Genomic DNA, 22147 nt, shown 5'->3' on the forward strand with positions numbered 1-22147 from the left:
GAAGGCAGTTCGAACGGCAAAGCGGTCCGGCGCGTGCGCATCGGCCCGCTGCGCGACGCGGACGAAGCCGACGCGCTGGCACCGAAGGTGCGCGCGCTCGGTCTCGGCGAGCCGCGCGTGGCGATCGACGACTGAGCCGGAACGTGTTGATCGCGGAGTCGTCGCTTTCAGCCGGGACGTGTAAATTTCGCGAATCGTCAGCCGGTATCGCTCGTTGCCTCGCTCGCGCCTGCGCGCGCAGGACGAACCAGAATGGACTGCTCCCAGAGATGAAGAATCTGCAATTTGTACAAAAAGCTGCATTGTGTATTTTTGTTTCCGCGACGCTGATCGCGGTCGCGCCCGAAGCCGGCGCGGTCAAGCATCGCCATCAGCAGGCGCAGCAGAAGAAACAAGAGCAGCAGGAACAGAAGAACGCCGAACAGCAGAAGTCCGGCGACGATGCCGCGGCCGCCTCGCTGCCGGTGCAGCCGGCGACGCCGATGCCCGGCGCGAACACGCTCAACGTGCCGGTGCCGCCGCAGCCGCAGCTCGCTGCGAAGAGCTGGGTGCTGATGGACTACACCAGTGGCCAGGTGCTCGCCGGCGACAATATCGACGCGCGCGTCGAACCGGCCTCGATCACCAAGGTGATGACGTCCTACGTCGTCGCGGCACAGCTCGCCGCGGGCAAGATCAAGCTGGAGGACGAGGTCTACATCAGCGAGAACGCGTGGCGCGGCGGCGGCGCGAGCACCGACGGTTCGACCAGCTTCCTCAAGCTCAACTCGAAGGTGGCGCTCAAGGATTTGATGTACGGCATGATCATCCAGTCCGGCAACGACGCGGCGATCGCGCTGGCCGAGCACGTCGCCGGTTCCGAGCAGACCTTCGCTGCGCTGATGAACCAGTACGCACAGCAGCTCGGCATGACCGGCACGCACTACGTCAATCCGACCGGCCTGCCTTCGCCGGACGAGTACACGACCGCGCACGACATCGCGATCCTGTCGCGCGCGCTGATCCACAATTATCCCGAGGAATACAAGATCTACGCGATCAAGGAATTCGAGTGGAACGGCATCACTCAGCACAACCGCAATTCGCTGCTGTGGCGCGATTCGACGGTCGACGGGATCAAGACCGGCCATACCAAGGAAGCCGGCTTCTGCCTCGCCACCTCAGCCAAGCGTGGCGAGCAGCGCCTGATCGCGGTGGTCATGGGCACGGGCAGCGAGAAGGAACGCGCCGATGCGAACCAGACCGTGCTCAACTACGGCTTCCGCTTCTTCGAGACGCACAAGCTGTTCGACGCGAACAAGGCGCTGACCACGCGCGAACTCTGGCGCGGCGCGAACGACACGGCCGGCCTCGGCCTCGGCGATGAGCTGCTGATCACGTTGCCGCGCGGCCGCTACAACGACATGAAGCCAACGCTTGAATTTCCGAGCCGCCTGATCGCGCCGTACACCAAGGGCCAGCAAGTCGGCACGCTGCGCGTCAAGCTCGACGACAAAGTGCTGGTCGAGCGCCCGCTCGTCGTGCTCGACGAGCAGCCCGAGGGTGGTTGGTGGCGGCGTTTCGTCCACAGCATCCTGCTCTACTTCAAGAGCGCGCCGACGACCGAGACCACACCGGTCGGCACGACCGCAGTGGGCAATCCGCAACCGGTGAAGTGATGAAAAAGCTCGATCCGCAGCAGCTCGAGAAAATCCACGCCGAGAACCCCGGCCAAGGCTTCCAGTTTCCGGGCGCATTCGAGATCACCGCGGTCGGCCACGCCAATGCGGGCCTCGAGCAGCGCGTGCCCGAAGCCATCGCCGGTCTCGACCTCAGCGTGGTCGCCGGTTCCGAACGCGTGCGGCCGTCGAGCAACGGCAATTTCGTCTCCGTCAGCGTCACCTTCGACTGCCCTTCGCGCGAGATGTATGAGGCGGCGCACGCCGCGCTGCGCGCCGACCCGGCGGTGAAATGGACGCTGTGAATTTCCGGTCAGGAACGTCTTCGGAACGCGCGGATCGGGCGATCCGGCCGATTGATAGTCCGCAGCGCGGCCCCATTTCCGCAGTTCCCGCCAGTTGAAGGTTTCATCGTGTCGGTCGTTTGCGAATCCCCCGTTTCCGTTGCGCAGTCCCGGCCGCTGATTACTCGCCGTTTCCCTGGCCTGTCTCCGTACGAGCCGGTCTGGCGCGCGATGCAGGCGTTCACCGATGCGCGTGACGCGGAAACGCCCGACGAACTCTGGCTGGTCGAGCATCCGCCCGTGTTCACGCTCGGCCAGGCCGGCAAATGGGAACACGTGCTGTTGCCGGGCGACATCCCGGTCGTGCCGGTCGACCGCGGCGGCCAGGTCACCTATCACGGCCCGGGCCAGATCGTGGCCTATCCGCTGATCGACCTGCGCCGGCTCAAGCTCGGCATCCGTGAGCTGGTCTGCCGCATCGAACAGGCGATCATCGACACGCTGGCGAACTGGAATGTCGAGGCCGTACGCCGCGAGGGCGCGCCGGGCGTCTACGTCGCCGGCGCCAAGATCGCCGCGCTCGGCCTGCGCGTGCGCCGCGGCTGCACGTTCCACGGCCTCGCGTTCAACGTGAACATGGACCTCGAGCCGTTCCACCGCATCAATCCCTGCGGCTATCAGGGACTTGCCGTGACCCAACTGATGGACCTCGGCGGCCCTTCAAGCCTGGCCGAGGTGGAAACTGAGCTCGTCGCGCAACTGGAGCGGCAGCTTGGCCTGAACGTGCAAATGGCGCCGCCGCCCGTGACGATGGGAACTGGCGCGCAACCCTTCACCGATGTTAGCGTGCACGCATGAATTCCCCAGAAAATATGCTTCCGAAGACCATTCCCATCGCCTTGGTGGACGGCGCGGTTGTCGCCAATCCGGCCGCGGTCCGCACCGGCGAGAAACTGCTCGGCGAGGACAAGACCGCGCGCAACCGTGCCGGCTTCGACCGCAGCGCGCCGATGCTGCGCAAGCCCGACTGGATCCGCGTGCGCATTCCGCCCGGCAATGCCGTGGCCAAGCTCAAATCCAAGCTGCGCGCGAACCGTCTCGTCACCGTGTGCGAGGAAGCGTCTTGCCCGAACATTCATGAATGTTTCGGCAAGGGCACGGCGACGTTCATGATCCTCGGCGAAGTCTGCACGCGGCGCTGCTCGTTCTGTGACGTTGCCCACGGCCGGCCCAAGTCGCCCGACGCCGAGGAGCCGCGCCATCTGGCCGAGACGATCCGCGACATGGGCCTCCGCTATGTCGTCGTCACCTCGGTCGATCGCGATGATCTGCGCGACGGTGGTGCGCAGCACTTCGCCGATTGCATCCGCGAAGTGCGAGCGCTGAATCCTTCGACCAAGCTCGAAATCCTCACCCCGGATTTCCGCGGCAAGGGCCGCATGGAGCGCGCGCTCGAGGTGTTCGCCGAAGCGCCGCCCGACGTGTTCAACCACAATCTCGAAACGGTGCGCGAGCTGTATCCGAACGTGCGCCCGGGTGCCGACTACGACTGGTCGTTAACGCTGTTGCAACGCTTCAAGGCGCAGCATGCCGAGGTGCCGACCAAGTCCGGCATCATGCTCGGCCTCGGCGAGACTGAAGCCCAGGTGCATGGCGCGTTGAACGATCTGCGCGCGCACGATGTCGATATGGTGACGATCGGCCAGTACCTGCAGCCGACGCCGCACCATCATCCCGTGCTGCGCTACTGGACGCCGGCGGAGTTCGACGCGCTGGCCGAGTACGGACACAAGCTCGGCTTCACCCATGTCGCCTCGGGCCCGCTGGTGCGCTCGTCGTACCACGCCGACCAGATGGCGCATGCGGCCGGGTTCGTCGAACAGGTGGCCTAAGCTTTTATTGAAGAGTGCAGGCACGGATGCCTGCTTCGTGATCGTCGCGATCAGGACGAGCGCAAAAACATCGGAGAAGTGCAGGCGTGAATGCCTGCTTCTGATCTTCGCGATCAGGGATGAGCGCAAAAATGAATTCGGAGAAGGCAAATGATGGTTCGTGACAAGCGCTTGTGGATCGTGCCGACGCTGCTGGCCGTGGCCCTCGCGACGACGCTGGCTTTCGCCAAGCCGCAGGGCGATGCGGCCACCGCGATTGCGCTCAAGCCGAGCGTGGACCAGGCCGATGCGGCGCAGATGGCGATGAAGATCCTCTCGCGCATGCACTACAAGCCCGAGGCGTTCGACACGAAGATGTCGCAGCAGGTCTTCGACCGCTACCTCGATTCGCTCGATGCCGACCGCCTGTTCTTCACCCAGGCCGACGTCGACCGCTTCACGCCCGCGCGCGACAAGCTCGGCGATGCGATCCGCGACAAGGACCTGTCGGTGCCATTCGCGATCTTCAACCTCTACATCGAGCGCATTGGCGAGCGCACGGCCTACGCGCGCGCCGAATTGAAGAAGGGTTTCGATTTCAGCAAGGACGAAACCTACCAGTACCAGCGCGAGAAGGCGCCGTGGGCGAAGACCGACGCCGAAGTCAACGACCTCTGGCGCAAGCGCGTCAAGAACGACTGGCTGCGCTTGAAGCTCGCCGGCAAGGACGAGGCGAAGATCCGCGAGACGCTGGACAAGCGCTACGCGAACTACCTCGACCGCGTGCGCCAGCTCACCGGCGAGGACGCGTTCTCGATTTTCCTCAACGCCTACGCGATGACGATCGAGCCGCACACGAATTACCTCAGCCCGCGCCAGGCGGAGAATTTCGAGATCGCGATGAAGCTCTCGCTCGAGGGCATCGGCGCGGTGCTGCAGCGCGAGGACGATTACACCGCGATCCGCGAAGTCGTGCCCGGTGGACCGGCCTCGTTGTCGGGCAAGGTCAAGGTCGGCGACCGCATCGTCGGTGTCGGCCAGGGCGAACACGGGGCTATCGCCGACGTGATCGGCTGGCGCCTCGACGATGTCGTCGAAAAAATCCGCGGCGCCAAGGACACGACCGTGCGCCTCGAGATCCTGCCCGCCGATGCCGGCCCCGACGGCAAGCACATTACCATTGCGCTCGTGCGCAAGAAGGTCGCGGTCGAGGAGCAGGCGGCGAAGAGTTCGATCATCGAAACCAAGGACGGCGAGGTCAGCCACAAGATCGGCGTGATCACGCTGCCGACCTTCTATCAGGATTTCGAAGCACATCGCCGCGGCGATGCGAACTACAAGAGCGCCACGCGCGACGTCGCCAGGCTGCTCGCCGACCTGAAGAAGCAGAACGTCGAAGGCGTGCTGATCGACCTGCGCAACAACGGCGGCGGTTCACTCGACGAGGCGACCACGCTCACCGGCCTGTTCATCGACAAGGGTCCGGTCGTACAGGTGCGCAGCGCCAATGGCCGCATCGACGAGCACGAGGACCGCAACGGCGGCATGGCTTGGACCGGCCCGTTCGCCGTGCTCGTCAACCGCAACTCGGCCTCGGCTTCGGAAATCTTCGCCGCCGCGATCCAGGACTACGGCCGCGGCCTGATCCTCGGCGAGCCGACGTTCGGCAAGGGCACGGTGCAGAACCTGCTCGATCTCGACCAGATGTATGGCAACGAGAAGCCGACCTACGGCGAACTCAAGATGACGATCCAGCAGTTCTTTCGCGTCAACGGCGGCTCGACCCAGCTGCGCGGCGTCACCCCCGATATCCAGTTCCCGGTCACCGGCGACTTCGCCCAGAATGGAGAACAGTCCTACGACAACGCGCTGCCATGGACCTCGATTCCCGCCGCCGACTACAAGCCGACCGGCGATCTGAAATCGCTCGCGCCGATGCTCGTCGCACACCACGACCGGCGCGCCGCGGCCGAGAAGGATTGGCTCGCCTACCAGGCCGACGTGGCCGACGTGCGCAAACTGCGCGAAGACAAGACCATCTCGCTCAACGAAGCAGTGCGGCGCAAGGAGCGTGACGAACAGGAAGCGAAGCGCCGCGAGCGCCATCCGGACCAGTTCGCTGATGCCGGCGCCGGTGCGCCGGTGAACGGTCAGCCAAGTTCCGTGCGTGCCGATCCGTCCGATGCGCCGCAAAAGATCCGGCGTGTCGACATCGAAGGTGCCAATCCGGTGACGACGATGGACAAGGAAACGGCTTCGACGAAGACAGCTGGCGCAAAGGCTGGCGCGAACAACGTTCCGCGCAAGAATGTCGATGTCGCCGCCGATCGCAAGGCGGCCGACCCGGATGCGGAGAATCCGGCTGCGAAGGCCAGCACGGCGAATGCCGCAAAAGTCGCCAAGTCCGCCGACAACCCGAACCAGGACGACGGCCTGCAGGCCGACGAGCGCAGCCTCAAGTCCGATCTCGACGAGGAAAAGCGGCGCAAGGCGCTCAAGGACGTGGTCCTCAACGAGGCTTCCCACATCGTCGCCGACGAAGTCGAGCTGCTGCGCGCCGACACCAAGCTCGCCGCGCAGGTGCTGCCGCACGGCGCGGTCGGCAGGGACGCGGTCAACTGACCGGCTGCGGGTCGCACCAGCGTGACCCGCATTCCCATGAGTCCCGGCGCTGCGCTGGTCGAAAGCTTCTACGACAAGGAAACGTTCACCTTCACCCACGTCGTCTTCGACGAGGACGGCGGTCATGCCGCGATCGTCGATCCGGTGCTCGACTTCGATGCGGTGCGCGCACGTACGTTTACCGCTTCGGCGGACCGGGTGCTTGAGTTCGTGCGCGAGCATCGTCTTGCGGTGGAGTGGATTCTCGAAACGCATGCGCATGCGGATCATCTGACCGCAGCCGCCTACCTGCGTGAAAAAACCGGAGCGAAGACCGCGATCGGTCGCGGCATCACGAGCGTGCAGCGGCACTTCCAGATGCTGTTCGACTTCGGGCCGGAATTCCGCGCCGACGGCAGCCAGTTCGACCGGCTGCTCGCCGACGGCGACGTCATCCAGGTCGGCAGCCTGCACGGGCGGGTAGTGGCGACGCCCGGGCATACCGACGACAGCCTGACCTACCTGTTCGGCGACGCCGCCTTCGTCGGCGACACCGTCTTCGCCCCGGAGACCGGCACGGCGCGCACGGACTTTCCGGGCGGCGATGCGCGCGAGCTGTATCGCTCGATCCGCAGACTATTCGCGCTGCCCGCGCAAACGCGCCTGTTCCTCTGCCACGACTATCCGCCGACCGGGCGCGAGGCGTGCGCGCACAACTCACTCGCCGAGCAGCGCCAGAGCAATGTGCACGTGGGCGGCAACGCAGACGAAGAGGCGTTCGTGAAGCTGCGCACCGAGCGCGATGCCCGGCTGCTGCCGCCGCGGCTCATCCTGCCGGCGCTGCAGGTCAACCTGCGCGCTGGCGAGCTGCCGCCAACCGAAGACAACGGAATCCGCTATTTGCGGTTGCCGCTCAATCAGATCGGGAACGGCGCTTAGGTTCAGCTCATTATAGTGAAGCTTACGAATCCGGCCCTACGCAGGGTCGCACGAGGGGGTTAGATTAAAACGGATAATTACTCCGTCACCTCTCCGTGATCAGCTAGCCGCACGTATATCGCTTGAGATATTCGATGATTTGCGGGAAAGCTTCTCGATCTTGCGGCGTCGAGCCCGAATTGCCACGACCCACCATGCCGCCTACCACCGTGTGACCAGAACGATCCTTGACGCAGGGGTCAGCACCTGCGCGAAGGAGAAGAAGCGCGATTTCGAATTGTGAAGAATCAAGCGCCTGTTGCAATACTGTATCGCCGAAAGCCATTACGGTGATATCACTTTGCGTCACGCGGTTGAGGTCGGCATGGTGCTGAATCAATAACTCGATATTGGACATACGACGCAACGTTACCGCATAAAAAATAGGGGTCCTATCAGCATCGTCGACAATCAAGTTCGGATTACCTCGGTGGCTCAGCAAGACCTTTAAAAAGCGCGAATCGTTGCCTTGAGCTGCCGTCGCCATCGGGCTTAACTTTGGCCGTTTTGTGTCGCAGCACGATACCAAGTTCGGGTCGGCGCCATGTTCAAGCAGCCAAAGAAAACCAGCCATGTTTCGCTTTCCCAAGGCCCAAAGAAGCGGCGTCATCCCGCGCTCTCCTACGCCATTGATTGGAACAACTTGGGCGACAAGCTCCTGCATTTGCTTCGTATCCCCTCGTCCCGCCGCGTCGGCGAGCTTGCCTACTTGAACCATACCCAAAGGGAAAATCTCATTAACTGGAATATCCAAGGTCCCTTCTGCAATTTGATCACTCATAAGCTCAAAATTACGCGGAAACTCTTTGCGCACATCGTCTACGCTACAGGCCGATTGCGATAGCAGCAGTATGGAGATCGCAAAGACTGACTGTCGAAACATATGCATGACCTCTTCAATACCAAAAATTCCGGATCGAATGCCGTTCGAACTGCTGCGCTGGCAGAGCAATTTGCGTTCCTACGGCGCCCGGGATCGGGAAAAAATGTTGCGTGGTGGTCAGGGGGTCACCCACGATATAGAAATTCGTAACGCCGCCGTGACCATTAACTGGTCCCGCCCACATTGATATTTGGTAACGCGAACTAAGGCCAGCCGCATTAAACGTCACCGCGTCCGCACCAGTGTAGTACGCTGCCGCAGCGGCCTCTCCGCCGCCTAGAGAATGACCAGTGAAAGTTACATCCCCGCCAGTTTGGCTATAGATCTTTGCTGCTAAACGTTGCGTCTGATCATACTGCTTCGAATCAAGGTTAAACGCCTGCCGAAAATCGTTCACATCGTCGGCGAGCACCAATGGTCGCGTGCCGCGAAACGCCACCACAGTGGCACCGTCGTCCCCATAGGGGAAAACAGTAGCTCCAAAACCTTGTTCTCCTTCAATGCTGTAAGACAGCAGTCCTGCCAACTGCCATGGCTTATCCCCATATGCTGCTGTCGCCATGTATGCCAGCTTTTGCTGCCGCGCATCCATCTGGCCGTAACCCTTCATGTACTGGTCCAGTCCATCGGAAACCGCCTTCTGGAAAACAGCACTTTCGGCACCGTTTGCGAACTTGCCACCAGAGATCGCGGATGCAGTGCCGCCCACTAGGGCCGTTGCGACATACTGCAATCCCGAGTTGTGAAGTTGGCTGACCTCTGGCGCAAACGCTGCCGAGACTCCTGCACTGAAGAATCCGTTGCCAAATTTCCCACCTTCAAGGCTCGACACGACGCCACCTTCCGTCGAACGTGCGAGCACGCCTGGCCAAGACAAACCCGTTCCGAACTTTTGTGCTATTCCGTACCCCACTGCGGCGCTAAATGCACCGATCAATCCCCCTTGCAGGGTCCCGGTTTGAATGACCCCCGCAGCGAACCCTGCGATCGCATAAGCGGCATAGCCGGCATAGGCTCCGAAGGCCGTTAGGTACGGCGCAAGGTATGGCGCAAAGTAGATGATCGCTGCACCGACGACTGTTTTAAGGATGTCACTGAACCACGAATATCCACTCGGGTCAGTGAGCGTAAGAGGATTGTTGGCCACATAGCTGTATCGGTTGAGCCCTTGGCTCCCCGGGTTCTGAACCGGGTCGGCCTGCAACATCCTCCCCAGCTGCGGATCGTAAATTCTCCCGTTGAAGTGGACGATCCCCATCGCCTCCACGCCTTCTTGGCCCGTAAACCCGTGGGTCGTCGTCTGGATCGGCCCCGGCGTTCCCACTTGCGTCCACGTGCCCGGGTCTCGGCGGTTGCCCCATGCATCGAACGCTTCCTGTTCGACCTTCGTCCCATCCACCCGCGCAATCACGTTCGTGCTGCCGAGGTGATCCGTCAGCACGTAGCGCGTGTCATTCGCCAGGACCAGATCGATCGCCGCGCCCAGATAGCGTTTCTGTTCGGTCGTGGTGCCACCGCTGATCGTGATTTCGACCTTGCCGATATACAAGGTCAAGACACCGTTGTCGGCGCGCAGGTACCGGTCGCCTTCCGGGCCGTACTGGAACGTCGTCGTATAGCTGCTCAGGACGGCCTTTACTGCCTGATTCAGCGCGTTGTATGTCAGCGTCCTTCCGTCGCCGCGCAGGGTCTGGTTGCCATTTGCGTCGTACTGGTAGGTCTGGTTCACCGTGCCACTGATGGCGGTGACCCGGGCGGAACTGCCGCTGGCGCCGTGGTTCGCACAGCCCGCCGGACCCGCGTAGGTGTACGTCTGCGAAGTGTTCGTCACTCCGGTGCCGGTCATGATCTGCGTGCACAGGTTGCCCAACGCGTCGTACGTCATCGTCTGCGTGCCGATGACGTTGATTACGTTGCCATTGTCGATCACGCCACTCCAGGCGCCGAGCTGCGATTTCGTCAGGCGATTCAGCCCGTCGTAGGTGATTTGTTCCACCGGGCTCTTGCCGCTGCTGGCGTTCTTCAGCCGTGCGATGACGTTGCCCACCGCGTCGTACGCATACTGATCGTCCTGCAAGCCGCAGGTTCCCGTACCGTTCGTGCATACGCCCTTGAGCCGGCCGTCGTTGGCGTAATAGCTCAGGTTCGTAGCGAGATAAGTGCTGCCGCCGCGTTTTTCGCTGATGGGCTGGCCGCGCTCGTTGGTCTGCAACAGTTCGTAGAGACGCCCGCCCACACCCGCATCAATCGCGCCGCTCTGCGCGGCGGTGACCAAATGCGAGTCGTTTTGCCGATCCGCAAATCCCTTCGCTGTGTAGTGCGTCGTCGTGACCTGGCCGGTCGCGTCCTGCTGCTGCTTCGGACGACTGTAACCATCCACGGCCGTCGTCTCGGTATACGTGCCCGAACCGGACAATACGTGCTGGCGCTGGTAGAGGCGGCCGTAGCCGTCGTAGATCATCGTCCGCGTCAGGTTCTGATCGCCCGTGCCGACATGGGTTTCGGAAGTAAGCTGGCCGAAGCCGTTGCTCTGGGTGTCGTAATTCCAAGTATCCGTAATCGTACCGATCCACGTGCCGCTCGTACTGCTCGCCACGCGCTGCCATTTTCTTCCCATTGCGTCGTAGCTCAGCGTGATCGTCTGACCTTTGGCGTCGGTCTGCGTAAGCACGTCGCCGGCCGCGTTGTAAGTGAACGTCGTCTGCCCCGAATCGGCGTCGTTCTGGGTCAGCTTGCGGCCCAGGTCGTCGTAGGTGAAGCTGCTCATCACATTCCCACTGCCGGCGTTGCGCGTGATCGTGAGCAGGTCACCCATTGCATCGTAAGTCTGCGTCACCGTCAGCGCCGTGGCCGTATCGTTGTTGACCGTGCCCGGATCGAGGGTCTGCACCGCCTCGCCCATTTCGTTGGTGATGGTCTCCCAGGTGAAGTGGCGCGCATTGGTGACGAAGGTACTCAGACCCACGTATTGTTGCGTGGTCGTGCCATCCGGCGTCGTGATCGTGATCGCGCGGCCCAGTACGTCGTATGTCGTCGTCGTCGCATAGCTCGCGCTGCACGCGGCGCCGCTGATCGTCGGACTGCCATCGGCGGCTACCGTCGCATTGAGGAAGAACGGCTCGGACTGGTAGGTTGCACGGTTATGCGCATCGGTGAATACGCACGAGGCGGTGAACTGCTGGGCAGCCGGATTGCTGTCGAACGCCTGCGCCACCTTCATCACCGGGCGGCCGAGCACGTCGAAGTACGTCCAACTGCTCGCGCCGCCCGCGGTTACTACTTGCGAGCGGAACACCAAGCGATTGTCGCTGTTGCTACCACAATTCACCTTGTTCGTGCCGGTGCCGCACATCCGGAACGTCGTCGTGCCTGCGTGGCCGATGTTGTCGCTCGTGAAATACGGTCGGCCTAGCGTGCCAAACAGTGCCGTCTGCGTGGTGCCGTTGATCGAATTCTGTTGCGTGGCGTTGCCGAACTCGTCTCGGAAGCTGATTGCCGTCGCCGTCTGTTCGTTCCAGCCGCCGCTCACTGTCGCAAACGGCAGACGGCTACCGATGACGTAACTACCGCTATTGTCATAGTTGGTCTTGGCATAACGCAGCACCGTGGTGCCGGTTTGTCGCTGCGTCACGCTTCCGTTTGTCGCACCCGCGCGACATTGGGTATCAGTCACGTCGTTACTGCATTGATACGCGCCCGTGCGGTTACCGAAGGCATCCAGATCGTAAAGCGTCCGCAGATCCTGGTCCGCGGAGCCGCCGGCTTGGATGCGCTCGGACGTCAAAAAGCCGCTGGCCGGGTCGTAGGTGTAGTTCGTGGAGCGCTGGCGCGTGGTCTGGTTCGGCCGCGCGAACTGAACGATGCTTTTCGTCAGGCGGCCCAGTTGCCAGCCGGCCGCATTGTCCGAGTAGGTATTGGTAACGACTTTGTCCGCCGTCGTCGTGCCCGCCGCATTCGTCGTCAAGGTGCGGCTGGCGGCCAGATTGCCGGTACCGGCGATGGCGCCGTTGCCGTCGTAACAGAACCAGTTCTCGACCTCGGCGTACCAGGCTGGGGTCGTTGGCGTGCCCGTAGCCAGATCGCCCTGGTAATCCTGCGAGTAGCTGACGTAACCGAACACCGGACCGGGTGTCGCTGATCCGCTGAATATGCCGGCGGTATAGTCGGTCGGCCGCGCCATCGCAGGAGATGTCGTGTTACCTCCGACGGTACACTTGCTCGCCGCTACCGTCATCAGACATCCCGGCCCCGCACAGATCGGCGTTTGATAGCTGAAGCTGAACTGCGTGCCGGCGATATTAGGCCACAACGTCTGGAAGGTCGGCGCCGAACTGGTTCCGGTGATGCCCGAGAAGCAGTTGTAGCCGAGCGTTTCGGGGTTCGCCGCGCAGGCATCGAGCTGTGCGCTACCACGCGTCATCGCACCGCCCAGCGCCTGCTTCACGGTCGCAATCGGCATGCCCGTGATCGGAAAGCGCTGCGCATAACGGTTAAGGACAGCGATGTATTGATTGCCGACCGCCGAGCTGTCGTTCGCGTCGAAATTCCAAATGTCGTAGAACCCGAGAAAACCGCGACCCCCGCCTTGCATGAGCGCACCGGCGTAGCGGTAGTAAACGGTACTCACCGCACTCGCATTGGCTTGTGTCGGCGCGCTGCTCGACGCCTGGCTGACGACGTACATCGGCGCGAGTACGTCGAACACCGGCGAGCCCCATCCGAAATCGATCGAACCGGTCAAGGCCGGATAGCCATTGGTGCCACCGCGCTGATAGACGCCGATGTTCGTAAGCGGTTGATAGCTTACCTGCGTAGTCGCACCCAAGCCGTTCTTGAACTGCGTAATTACATCGCGTGGCTGATAGCGCGTACCGGTGCGGCTTGCATACAGATTGTTGCTCGTCGCCGTAGTCGACAGACCGAAATAATCCGGTGCGCCATCGCCGTCGAAATCGCCGATCAGATGGATCCAATCGTTGTGTCCAATCAAGCCGCCACCGGGTACCTGAATGGGTGCGGTGAAATACCAGCCCGACGCATTGACGGCCACACTCACATAGTTGAATGAAGAATATGCCGTCGAATCGGTGGGCGAGGTGACCGGATAGACCAGATCGGTTTTGCCGTCGCCGTTGATATCGACCAACTGCAGGAACTGACCGTTGCTAATTCCGGTGACGAAGATCGCTGCGCCGTAACCATTGCCGTTGTTGATCAGCGCCCAATAGGTCGTGGCGGTCGTCGCATCCTGATAAACGATGTCGCTCAACCCGTCGCCGTTCAAATCGACCACGAAGACCTGATTGCTGTCTTGAGGCATGGTGGGACTTGCCGAGAGTGCACTCGTGTCCCACCAAGTCTCCTGCAACGCAACTACACCCGGCGTCGAGCCATTGGGCGGCGTGATTTGCGAAACGACAAACTGCGACCAATAGTTCCTTCGATTGGTACTGGTGGAACACGTAGGGCATCCTTCGAAAGTAGTGACGGCTTGAACGAGAGCCGTCAGATCGGATCTACCGTCACCATTGACGTCGGCCGCGATGGCTGAACGATGAAGGGTGGATGTGGTGTTGAAGATGGAAATGAAGCAATCCAGCGTGCTCGCGTTGGGAAAATTGGCGAACGTGCAATTCGTGTCGTTTACGCTGTAGTTGACTTGATATGCAGGGGAAAATGCCAAGGCGCTCCCCTGGCGAACGAGGAATCGAGTCCCGAATCCGCTGCCTCCTGTTGGATAGATGAAGTCAGGCAGCCCGTCGCCATTCAAGTCGGCGAGCAAACCAACCGCGGCGGTCGACACGTTGCCTCTCGGATCGGTGTAGCTCGTCACCGCAATAGCAGGGCTCAGGGAGGCGAGCAAATCCGTTGTGCCGAAGACCGCGCCATTCGTACTTGGGCGACCGAGACTGGAAAACACTTTCCAATTGCTTCCGATCGCGCCGCCTATCAGCAAATCCGCACGACCGTCACCGTCGTAATCCAGCAAATACCACGACTGATCGTTGCCGCTCAGGTTGATGGGCGCGCAAGTCGGCGTTTGACTGGCCGTGGTTAGAGTCATCTCGCCTGTGGACGTGCGGTCGAGGAACCCGACGTAAATGCTGCTTACGCTGCTGCCACACGGTCCGTTGTTCGCCGCCCAGACGAAATCCTGACGACCATCGCCATCCACATCGGCGATTTTATAGCCAGCCAGATTGGTGTAGTTTGGACCGGCCGGAGTCTGATATTTCGTGCCAGGTTGAAGTGTGTTTTGCGCTGTAGACCACGTGAATGTCGTCGGCGGGAAGCACACCGCCGCGGTGCTGTCCCGGCACTCCTTGATCCACTGCAGTTGTGGAAACTGTGACCCGGAATTCGACGGCAGATAGCTCAGCGCGTAGTAGCGCAGCGTGCTGTTGCTCGTGTTGGACGCATCTGTGACGGTGACGCTCGTGAGCTGCTGGGTTTGTACGAACGCGACGCCGCTTTGGTACCCGAGGCGCATCAGCGTTGTCGACAACGGCGAATAACCGAAACTGACGCTGGCGTAAGGCGGACACGCCTGATTGTGATTTGTTCCGCATGCGTTCTGGGTGTTGCCGGTGTAGTTCACCTGCGCAAGGGTCGTCTCAACCGCAAGGAACGGCAAAGAGCTGCTTCCCGGCCGGCTGTTGTAGAGATAGTCGATGTAGTTGCCCTTGGAGTCCTGTACTCGTGCCAGACTCCAGTTGACCGCGACCGTTTGGCTGTTCAAGGAGGCGGTGCTCAGCGCATTGGCCGAGGCTGTCGTATTGCCGTACGTGCTGGTTGTGCCGTCCTTGCGCTGCACGGTGAACGAGTCCGGGCCGACGTTGTTGCCGGAAACATGCGCCGTCACTTTCGTCGTCGGATCGGTCTCGGGTGAATAAGTGGTACCGTCCGCGCCATAGGCGCCGGTATTTCCCGAAAGCCGCAGCAGACGCACACCATCGAGGCAGAAGCGGTCGGTCGCAGTGAAATTCACCGGCGGCGGGTTGCCGTCGGCCTGACCGAAATCGCCGCTTTCGCGCGTCTGCCGGCAGCGCGAAATCTGCGACGATCCTTCGATCGTCCAGCCCGGCCCCATCACCCCGTTGGGCAGCCGGCTGTTGTAGCTCAACGCCAGCTTCGGTGTGACCCCTGCGGTACCGGGCGGTACCTGGATCGGAATCGAATAGGTCGCGTTGCCGCCTTCGTCCACGCGGAACCGCGCGGCGGTCGCGCCGACGCTGTCGGAGATCGAGTCCGTCAACGGCGTTGCGGCAGTCACCGGTGAATCCGAGGTTGGCGTTGCAGGAGTCACCGTGACGGCTGCGCCCGTAGTGCTCCACGTGTACGCACTGCATCCGGCTGCGTTACACGCGGCCACTTCGTAGTAGTAGGTCCCGGTGGCGGATATCACCTCGGACATTTGTCCCGACGTTGCCGGCGTGTAGTTGCCGTTAACGAGTGTCCACGGCCCCGACAGGCTGGTCGCGCGCTGAATCTTCAAGTACGTCGGCGTCGGTCCACCACTAGTGAGTGTCCAACTGGCAGTTAGGGTAGTGCCACTAGCCGATGCTGAAACACTGGTAGGCTGCAGCGGCGGTCCAGAACTCGCGCTCGGAAACCACCCCACGACATCGGCGACGACATGCGTCGTGCCAGCGCTGTTGTTGTTGATGGAAACCTGGCCATTCGACCCTACTTGCGCAATGACCAGGCTTGGAGTCGTGCTCGATGCCGCGAAGTTGACGCCCATCGCTAAAGGCGGCGCATTCCCAGCGGTCGTTCCCGTTCCCCAAGCAACTAAATAGCCCGCCGCAGACGGATTGACTGCGATGATGTTGAGTGCAACCGCACCCACCCCCGAGCTCGGCACACCCCCTCGATTCAAGACCGTAAAGCTAAGCGTACTACCACTCCCCAGAGCACCCTGTCCCGAAAATTGTCCATCGACCGTAGGCATACCCGGTCGGGTATCCAGAAGGCGCGCAGGAACGAGTGATCCAAACGTTATCGTGGAGGAAAAATAACCCACGACATCGACGATGAGATGCGTATTCCCGTAGTTGTTGTAGATGGAAATTTTCCCGTTCGAGCCGGGAGCGACCATGACCAGGTTCGCTATCGTTTGCCCTGCTGAAATGACATTGAGATTGGACGCGTTCGGTTGCGGGGTACCGCTCGGCCACACGGTGATGTAGGTCACCCCTGTCGGCTGGGTCGCGGTGATGTTGACGACCACCGCGCTGACGCCGCTCGGAACACCACCGCGTCCGACTACCGGAAGGTCGAACGTCGCTCCCGGAGCAATTGCGCCTCCCCCCGCGTATTGCCCGTCGACCGTAGTCATGCCTGGCCGAGTGTCCAGAAGGCGTGCTGGAGTAAGAGGGAAAAGGTCCGAGGTCGTGGGGAAATAACCAGTGACGTCGACGACGATATTCGAGCCGCCTGAGCTGACGATCGAAACCTGGCCGTTCGTCCCGACTTTCACGATCACTTCGTTGGAGATCGACAGTCCAGCCACATAGTTGAGATTGGACGCCACCGGTTGTGTCGTTCCCGTGGGCCACACGAGGAGATAGCCAAAATTCCCCGGGTCCATCACGGTGACATTCAGCGCAACCGCACTGACTCCGCCGGCCGGGATACCGGCCCGCCCCAACACGGTCAGAGTCGTACTGGCAGTGGGCCCGCCCCCGGAAAATTGTCCGTCGATCGTCGCCCCACCGCGGGTATCCATCAGCCGTACGGGAACCATAGACACAAACGTCGACTGCGCCAGCGCAGCGACGTGCAGCGTCAAGCCGACGAGAAGCGCCAAACACTTGATCCACCCTTTCATCCCCTTCCCCTTTCCCTTTTTGAATTTGAGCTATCGGGCCACCATCAACGAACGGTAGCCAAAACACCTTCCTTGCCGCGTTTTACAGCGGCAAAAACCCTGCACCGTTGAGACAACGGCAGAAGAGAATGAAGAAGAGCGAACGCCGAGGAGCGACGCAAAGAGGAGGAAGAACCTCGCCGTGCCAATACCGACCATTCATTGCCATGACTCATTCCTTGCCAGGCTCTGCGTAACGCAGACGAATATTTGGATTGTCAGCGGGGCGACACGGCATGCCCCAATGGCGCGTCCAGTTCAGTCCCGGAACTGGCGCGGAAGCCAAAGCTAAGACAAACGCCGCGCGGTTGTAAAGACGGGGCGCGTCAGTTGGCAATTTCTTCCGAGTACTCGCCTCTTACTCGGGGCGAGGGTGTAGAAAGTTTCGCAAGGTCTCATCAGAAAACTGCAAAAGCGGTGGCTTGGGCCACGCCAAGCACGCCTAATCGACGATCGCTTCAACGGCTGAATCCGAAGAAATTCGCTGTCACTTGAGGCTGCCAATGCGCTTTCCGGCCCTCTTGAGTATAATGCGAACCATTCTTATTTAGATGCAGGTTTGGCGTGCTGCTTTCGGAACTGGCGATGGGCGCATCGGCCACGGTAATCGAGGTGAAGGACAGCGTGACGGATGACCGCATCGCGCAGCGCCTGCGCGACATCGGTTTCGTCGCCGGCGAACCCGTGCGCCTGGTCGCGCGCGGCCCGCTCGGCGCCGACCCGCTGCTCGTGCAGATCGGCTACACACGCTTCGCGCTGCGTCGCGCGGAGGCCGCACGCGTAACCGTGGCCGCGGAGGTTGTGCCATGAATGCCGTCGCTGCGCCATTGCAGATCGCGCTAGTCGGCAACCCGAACTGCGGCAAAACCGCGCTGTTCAATCTGCTCACCGGCACGCGGCAGAAGGTCGCCAACTACGCCGGCGTGACGATCGAGCGCAAGGAAGGCCACTACACCGCGCCGAGCGGGCGCAGCGTGCGCGTGCTCGACCTGCCCGGCGCGTACTCGCTCGCCGCGACGAGCCCGGACGAGGCGATCACGCGCGACGTCGTCACCGGCCAGCACACGCAGGAGGCCGCGCCCGACCTGATCGTCTGCGTTGCCGATGCGACCAATCTGCGCCTGCACCTGCGCTTCGTGCTCGAGATCGCGCGGCTCGGTCGGCCGATGCTGCTCGCACTCAACATGATGGATGCGGCCAGGCGGCGCGGCATCCGCATCGATACCGCGGCGCTGGCGCAAAAGCTCGGCATGCCGGTCGTCGAAACGATCGCGGTCAAGCATGGCGGCGCGAACGCGCTGATCGCGCAGATCGACGAGGCGCCGCTTACCCATCCGTATCCACAACCGGCCACGCCGTCTGCCGACCTGCACACTGAAGTGCGCGCAATCCTCTCCGCCACGGTCAGCGTGCCGCGACGCACTGCCGCCGTCGATGACGCAATCGACCGCGTCGTGCTGCATCCGGTGCTCGGCCTTTTGATCCTCGCCGCCGTGATGTTCCTAATCTTCCAGGCCGTGTTCTCGTGGGCGACGCCACTGCACGACGGCATCGACGAAGGCATCCAAGCCGCGGGCGCGTGGATAGGCAACGCACTGCCCGACGGCGCGCTGCGCAGCCTGCTCACCGACGGCGTGTTCGCCGGCCTCGGCACGGTGCTCGCGTTCCTGCCGCAGATTTTGATTTTGTTTCTTTTCATCCTCTGCCTCGAAGAATCGGGCTACCTGCCGCGCGCGGCGTTCCTGCTCGACCGCATGATGCTGTCGGCCGGCCTCACCGGGCGCTCGTTCATTCCGCTGCTGTCGAGCTTCGCCTGTGCGATTCCCGGCATCATGGCGACGCGCAGCATTCCCGATCCGCGCGATCGCCTGACAACGATCCTGATCGCGCCGCTGATGACATGTTCCGCGCGCCTGCCGGTGTACGCATTGCTCATCGCCGCATTCATCCCGCAGCGCACGGTGGCGGGCGTATTCAACCTGCAGGGTATCGTGCTGTTCACGCTCTACGTCGCCGGCATCGTCAGCGCACTGCTCGTCGCCTGGGTGATCAAACGCCTGCGCCGCGACAAGAGCGAGCATGCGCTGATGATGGAACTGCCCTCCTACCGCATGCCGCATCCGCGCGACATCGCGATCGGCCTGTACGAGCGCGGCATGATTTTCGTCAAGCGCGTCGGCGGCATCATCCTCGCGCTGACCGTGCTGCTCTGGTTCCTGTCGAGCTTTCCTGCACCGCCCGCGGGCGCGGGCGAACCCGCGATTCACTACAGCCTCGCCGGCATGATCGGACGCGCGCTGCACACGATCTTCGCGCCGCTCGGTTTCAACTGGCAGATCTGCATCGCGCTCGTGCCCGGCCTCGCCGCACGTGAGGTCGCCGTGTCCTCGCTCGCCACGGTGTACGCGCTCGCCGGCAACGAGGATGGATTGCAGGCCGTCGTCGCCGCGCAGTGGTCGCTCGCGACCGCGCTGTCGCTGCTCGCCTGGTACGTGTTCGCGCCGATGTGCATCTCCACGCTCGCCACGGTCAAGCGCGAAACCGGATCGATGCGCAACGTCGTCGTCCTCGCCGGCTACCTGTTCGGTCTCGCGTATCTCGCTTCGCTCGCGACCTACCAGATCGCGAAGGCCCTCGGCGCATGAGCTACGCGATCTTCCAGTCGGCTGCGATCGCGCTGATCCTCGCCTGGAGCCTGTGGTTCGCCACGCGGCGCCTGTTCCCGCGCAGTTATCGCGCCGCGCAGGCGCTGCTCGCGCAGCGTCTCGTCGCTTCGTCGAACGCCTTGCTACGCGCGCTCGGCAAGAAACTGACCCCGCACCAAGTCGCCAGCGGCGCCGGCTGCGGCAGTGGTGGCGGCTGTTCGAGTTGCGGCACCTGTGCACCAGCAGCGACAACGCCTAGCGACGTCCGTCCACTCGTATTCCAGCCACGCCCCAGGAATTGACGGGGAACTATCCTCGATCAGCGTCGGTCTTCAGCCCGGTCGATATGCCGAGGCACGAGCGACATGCATGGACTGGCGCGAATCGGGATGCTCGCATCGGCTGTGCTGGTGTCGAACGCTGCGCACGCGGCACTCTACGTTCCAGCGGCCATCGCCGCCAACTACGATGTCCTGGTCTGCCAAACCAGCGACTGTTCATTCGAGCATCCCGAACGCGCCGACTACTCCGGCACTTTCATGCTGTTCGCCGAACCACTCGACGCAGCGCAGCTCACCTTGCCGGGCAAGCGGCAATACTTGCCAGCCTCGATGGGCAGCGGCACGTCCAATGCTTGCATCGCGCTGACGCGCCAAGGCAAGAGCGACTACTACATCGGGTCGGGCGGACTGACGAACTGGAGTGGCGACGGTGCGACGATCTATCTCAATCTCGGCAGCGGCGTCGATGCGGGCTACACCGCCACATTGACCCAAGCGTACGGCGACGGGCTCACAGGCACTGGCGCACCGTGGGGCGCGGGTGTAGCCGCGCCGGACGACATGCGCCATCAGACCATCGTCGCGCGGCGCAGTGGCAAGAGCGGACTGTCGGCATGTCCGACCACTTCGACGGGGCCTGATCCTTCCGAAACGCGCCGAACCGAAGTCAATCGCCAGCTCAACGACATAGACGAACACCACGCCACCGCGATCGCGACAAAGTTGAATGCCAGCCAAAATCCCCGCGACTGGGCCGTGGCGACGTTGTTCGAACGCGGGTCCGCGTACCGGCAATCGCCCGAACGCATCGCGAAACTCGAACGTGCGATGGAGAAATCGAACGATCCGCTCGTGTACTGGATCGCCCTGCACGACAGTCACAAGTCCTGGATCGATGACGCACCCGAAGACACGGCCATGCGCGCGCTGCCGCGTTTGGAGCCCGACAACATCGCCGTCTGGATCGAGCCGCTAGCCGTCGCAGTGAAGCGCAAGGACGAAGCCGCCACGGCGGCAGTTCTTGCGAAAATGGCGGCGGCTGCCCGCTATGACGCACACGCAGTACCGATCCTTGCCGCCATGCTTGCTGCCTACCAGGGAGCGCCCGTGTCGAAGGAATATCTGCGCACGGGCGCCGAATTGGTCGTCCACCTCGATGCGCGCAATGCGCCCTACTACCTGACTCAGCGCCGCGGTCTACTGGGCGGCGGCACCGCGCCCAATGCCGGCCTGCCGGGACTACGCGATTTGTTCGAGGCATGCCGCGACGGCATGCGACCGAATTTCAACGCCGTCCGCACGATGCTCTGCACCCACATCGCACGCACGCTGACGCGACACAGCACGACCTTCAACGAAAGCGACAGCGGCTTCTATCTCCTGCGCGAACTGAACACCTACGATGCCGACGATCTGATCCAGGCCCGTCGCCATCGCTGGCTGTTCGAAAATCCCCGCGGCGTCACGGCGGATGCCTTTCTCCGTCCCGACGCAGCCGCGGCACAACGCTACGTCGACGATCTCATCCACGCCGACAGCGAAACCACGGCGCTGCGACAAGCACTCGTACGCGCGGGAAAGCCACCCGAGCCGCCCGACGACTGGCCGGCCCGGGTGCATCCATTCCTCAACGAACGCGCGGCGCAAACACGGCGAAACGTCTGGGGACCGCTGGCGTTGTGGATCGCCCGCTTGACCGCGCCGCCCGGCGTCGGCGTCATGGACGCGTATTATTGACGCGAGCAGACGCAGAATGGGGAAGCGTGGCAGTGCGAATCGGCGACGCGACGAACGAATCGGACAAGAACAGGAATCCCGTCGACGTGCTCGTGGTCGGCGGTGGCATCAACGGCGCGGCGATCGCGCGTGACGCAGCCGGGCGCGGCCTGTCGGTGCTGCTCGTCGAGCAGGACGATCTCGCCGCGCACACCTCGAGCGCGAGCAGCAAGCTGATCCACGGCGGCCTGCGCTATCTCGAGCAATACGAATTTTCGCTCGTCGCCAAGGCGCTGGCCGAGCGCGACGTGGTGCTGAACTCGGCGCCGCATATCGTGCGCCCGCTGCGCTTCGTGCTGCC

13 protein-coding genes are annotated in these 22147 nt (G+C 62.4%); 11 read left to right on the forward strand and 2 right to left on the reverse strand.

Annotation, left to right across the window (positions count from 1 at the left end):
* The first annotated feature begins 269 nt into the window (after positions 1-269).
* From VF497_RS14975 to VF497_RS15000, 6 genes are all read left to right on the forward strand, one after another.
* Positions 270-1658: a D-alanyl-D-alanine carboxypeptidase family protein gene (locus tag VF497_RS14975; RefSeq protein ID WP_330890131.1), complete on the forward strand. Its 1389-nt coding sequence runs from the start codon at positions 270-272 to the stop codon at positions 1656-1658.
* Positions 1658-1963 carry a YbeD family protein gene (locus VF497_RS14980; protein WP_330890133.1) on the forward strand — a complete coding sequence of 102 codons (306 nt, stop codon included), beginning with the start codon at positions 1658-1660 and terminating at the stop codon, positions 1961-1963. Before VF497_RS14975 ends, VF497_RS14980 begins: the two co-directional genes overlap by 1 nt.
* Before the next feature lie 156 nt (positions 1964-2119).
* A complete protein-coding gene (gene lipB / locus VF497_RS14985) occupies positions 2120-2800 on the forward strand; it encodes a lipoyl(octanoyl) transferase LipB (protein WP_330890152.1) in 681 nt (226 codons plus the stop codon).
* A 14-nt stretch (positions 2801-2814) separates the two neighbouring features.
* Positions 2815-3834, forward strand: coding sequence for a lipoyl synthase (gene lipA, locus VF497_RS14990; RefSeq protein WP_330890135.1), 1020 nt, complete (start codon positions 2815-2817; stop codon positions 3832-3834).
* Positions 3835-3987: 153 nt separating this feature from the next.
* Positions 3988-6435, forward strand: a complete 2448-nt coding sequence (locus tag VF497_RS14995) for a carboxy terminal-processing peptidase (RefSeq protein WP_330890154.1) — start codon at positions 3988-3990, stop codon at positions 6433-6435.
* Between the two features lie 21 nt (positions 6436-6456).
* Complete coding sequence (locus VF497_RS15000; protein ID WP_330890137.1) at positions 6457-7353, forward strand: MBL fold metallo-hydrolase; 897 nt, start codon at positions 6457-6459, stop codon at positions 7351-7353.
* 103 nt (positions 7354-7456) lie between these two features.
* Here the strand turns inward: VF497_RS15000 and VF497_RS15005 are convergent, their stop codons facing one another.
* Together VF497_RS15005 and VF497_RS15010 are read right to left on the reverse strand one after the other, a co-directional pair.
* Complete coding sequence (locus tag VF497_RS15005; RefSeq protein WP_330890139.1) at positions 7457-8344, reverse strand: ankyrin repeat domain-containing protein; 888 nt, start codon at positions 8342-8344, stop codon at positions 7457-7459.
* Complete coding sequence (locus VF497_RS15010; RefSeq protein WP_330890141.1) at positions 8289-17105, reverse strand: FG-GAP-like repeat-containing protein; 8817 nt, start codon at positions 17103-17105, stop codon at positions 8289-8291. The genes VF497_RS15005 and VF497_RS15010 overlap by 56 nt, the downstream gene beginning before the upstream one ends.
* A 603-nt stretch (positions 17106-17708) precedes the next feature.
* Here VF497_RS15010 and VF497_RS15015 point away from each other — a divergent pair.
* The 5 genes from VF497_RS15015 to VF497_RS15035 form a co-directional block, all read left to right on the forward strand.
* Positions 17709-17954 carry a FeoA family protein gene (locus tag VF497_RS15015; protein ID WP_330890143.1) on the forward strand — a complete coding sequence of 82 codons (246 nt, stop codon included), beginning with the start codon at positions 17709-17711 and terminating at the stop codon, positions 17952-17954.
* The gene (gene feoB, locus VF497_RS15020) at positions 17951-19789 is read left to right on the forward strand and encodes a ferrous iron transport protein B (protein ID WP_330890145.1); all 1839 of its coding nucleotides are present in this window, start codon (positions 17951-17953) and stop codon (positions 19787-19789) included. The genes VF497_RS15015 and feoB overlap by 4 nt, the downstream gene beginning before the upstream one ends.
* Positions 19786-20091, forward strand: a complete 306-nt coding sequence (locus VF497_RS15025; RefSeq protein ID WP_330890147.1) for a DUF6587 family protein — start codon at positions 19786-19788, stop codon at positions 20089-20091. The genes feoB and VF497_RS15025 overlap by 4 nt, the downstream gene beginning before the upstream one ends.
* 87 nt (positions 20092-20178) lie before the next feature.
* Positions 20179-21807, forward strand: a complete 1629-nt coding sequence (locus VF497_RS15030; protein ID WP_330890150.1) for a hypothetical protein — start codon at positions 20179-20181, stop codon at positions 21805-21807.
* 32 nt (positions 21808-21839) lie between these two features.
* A partial coding sequence (locus VF497_RS15035) for an FAD-dependent oxidoreductase (protein WP_330890156.1) occupies positions 21840-22147 on the forward strand: 308 nt, incomplete at its 3' end.

The sequence above is a fragment of the Rudaea sp. genome (genome assembly GCF_036383415.1).
Taxonomy (GTDB): Bacteria; Pseudomonadota; Gammaproteobacteria; order Xanthomonadales; family Rhodanobacteraceae; genus Rudaea.

What these genes read in the sequence shown, in the direction of transcription:
- VF497_RS14975 (WP_330890131.1), top strand. Translation starts at nt 270, where the DNA reads ATGAAGAATCTGCAATTTGTACAAAAAGCTGCATTGTGTATTTTTGTT.
- VF497_RS14980 (WP_330890133.1), top strand. Translation starts at nt 1,658, where the DNA reads ATGAAAAAGCTCGATCCGCAGCAGCTCGAGAAAATCCACGCCGAGAAC.
- lipA (WP_330890135.1), top strand. Translation starts at nt 2,815, where the DNA reads ATGCTTCCGAAGACCATTCCCATCGCCTTGGTGGACGGCGCGGTTGTC.
- VF497_RS14995 (WP_330890154.1), top strand. Translation starts at nt 3,988, where the DNA reads ATGGTTCGTGACAAGCGCTTGTGGATCGTGCCGACGCTGCTGGCCGTG.
- VF497_RS15010 (WP_330890141.1), bottom strand. Translation starts at nt 17,105, where the DNA reads ATGAAAGGGTGGATCAAGTGTTTGGCGCTTCTCGTCGGCTTGACGCTG.
- feoB (WP_330890145.1), top strand. Translation starts at nt 17,951, where the DNA reads ATGAATGCCGTCGCTGCGCCATTGCAGATCGCGCTAGTCGGCAACCCG.
- VF497_RS15025 (WP_330890147.1), top strand. Translation starts at nt 19,786, where the DNA reads ATGAGCTACGCGATCTTCCAGTCGGCTGCGATCGCGCTGATCCTCGCC.
- VF497_RS15030 (WP_330890150.1), top strand. Translation starts at nt 20,179, where the DNA reads ATGCTCGCATCGGCTGTGCTGGTGTCGAACGCTGCGCACGCGGCACTC.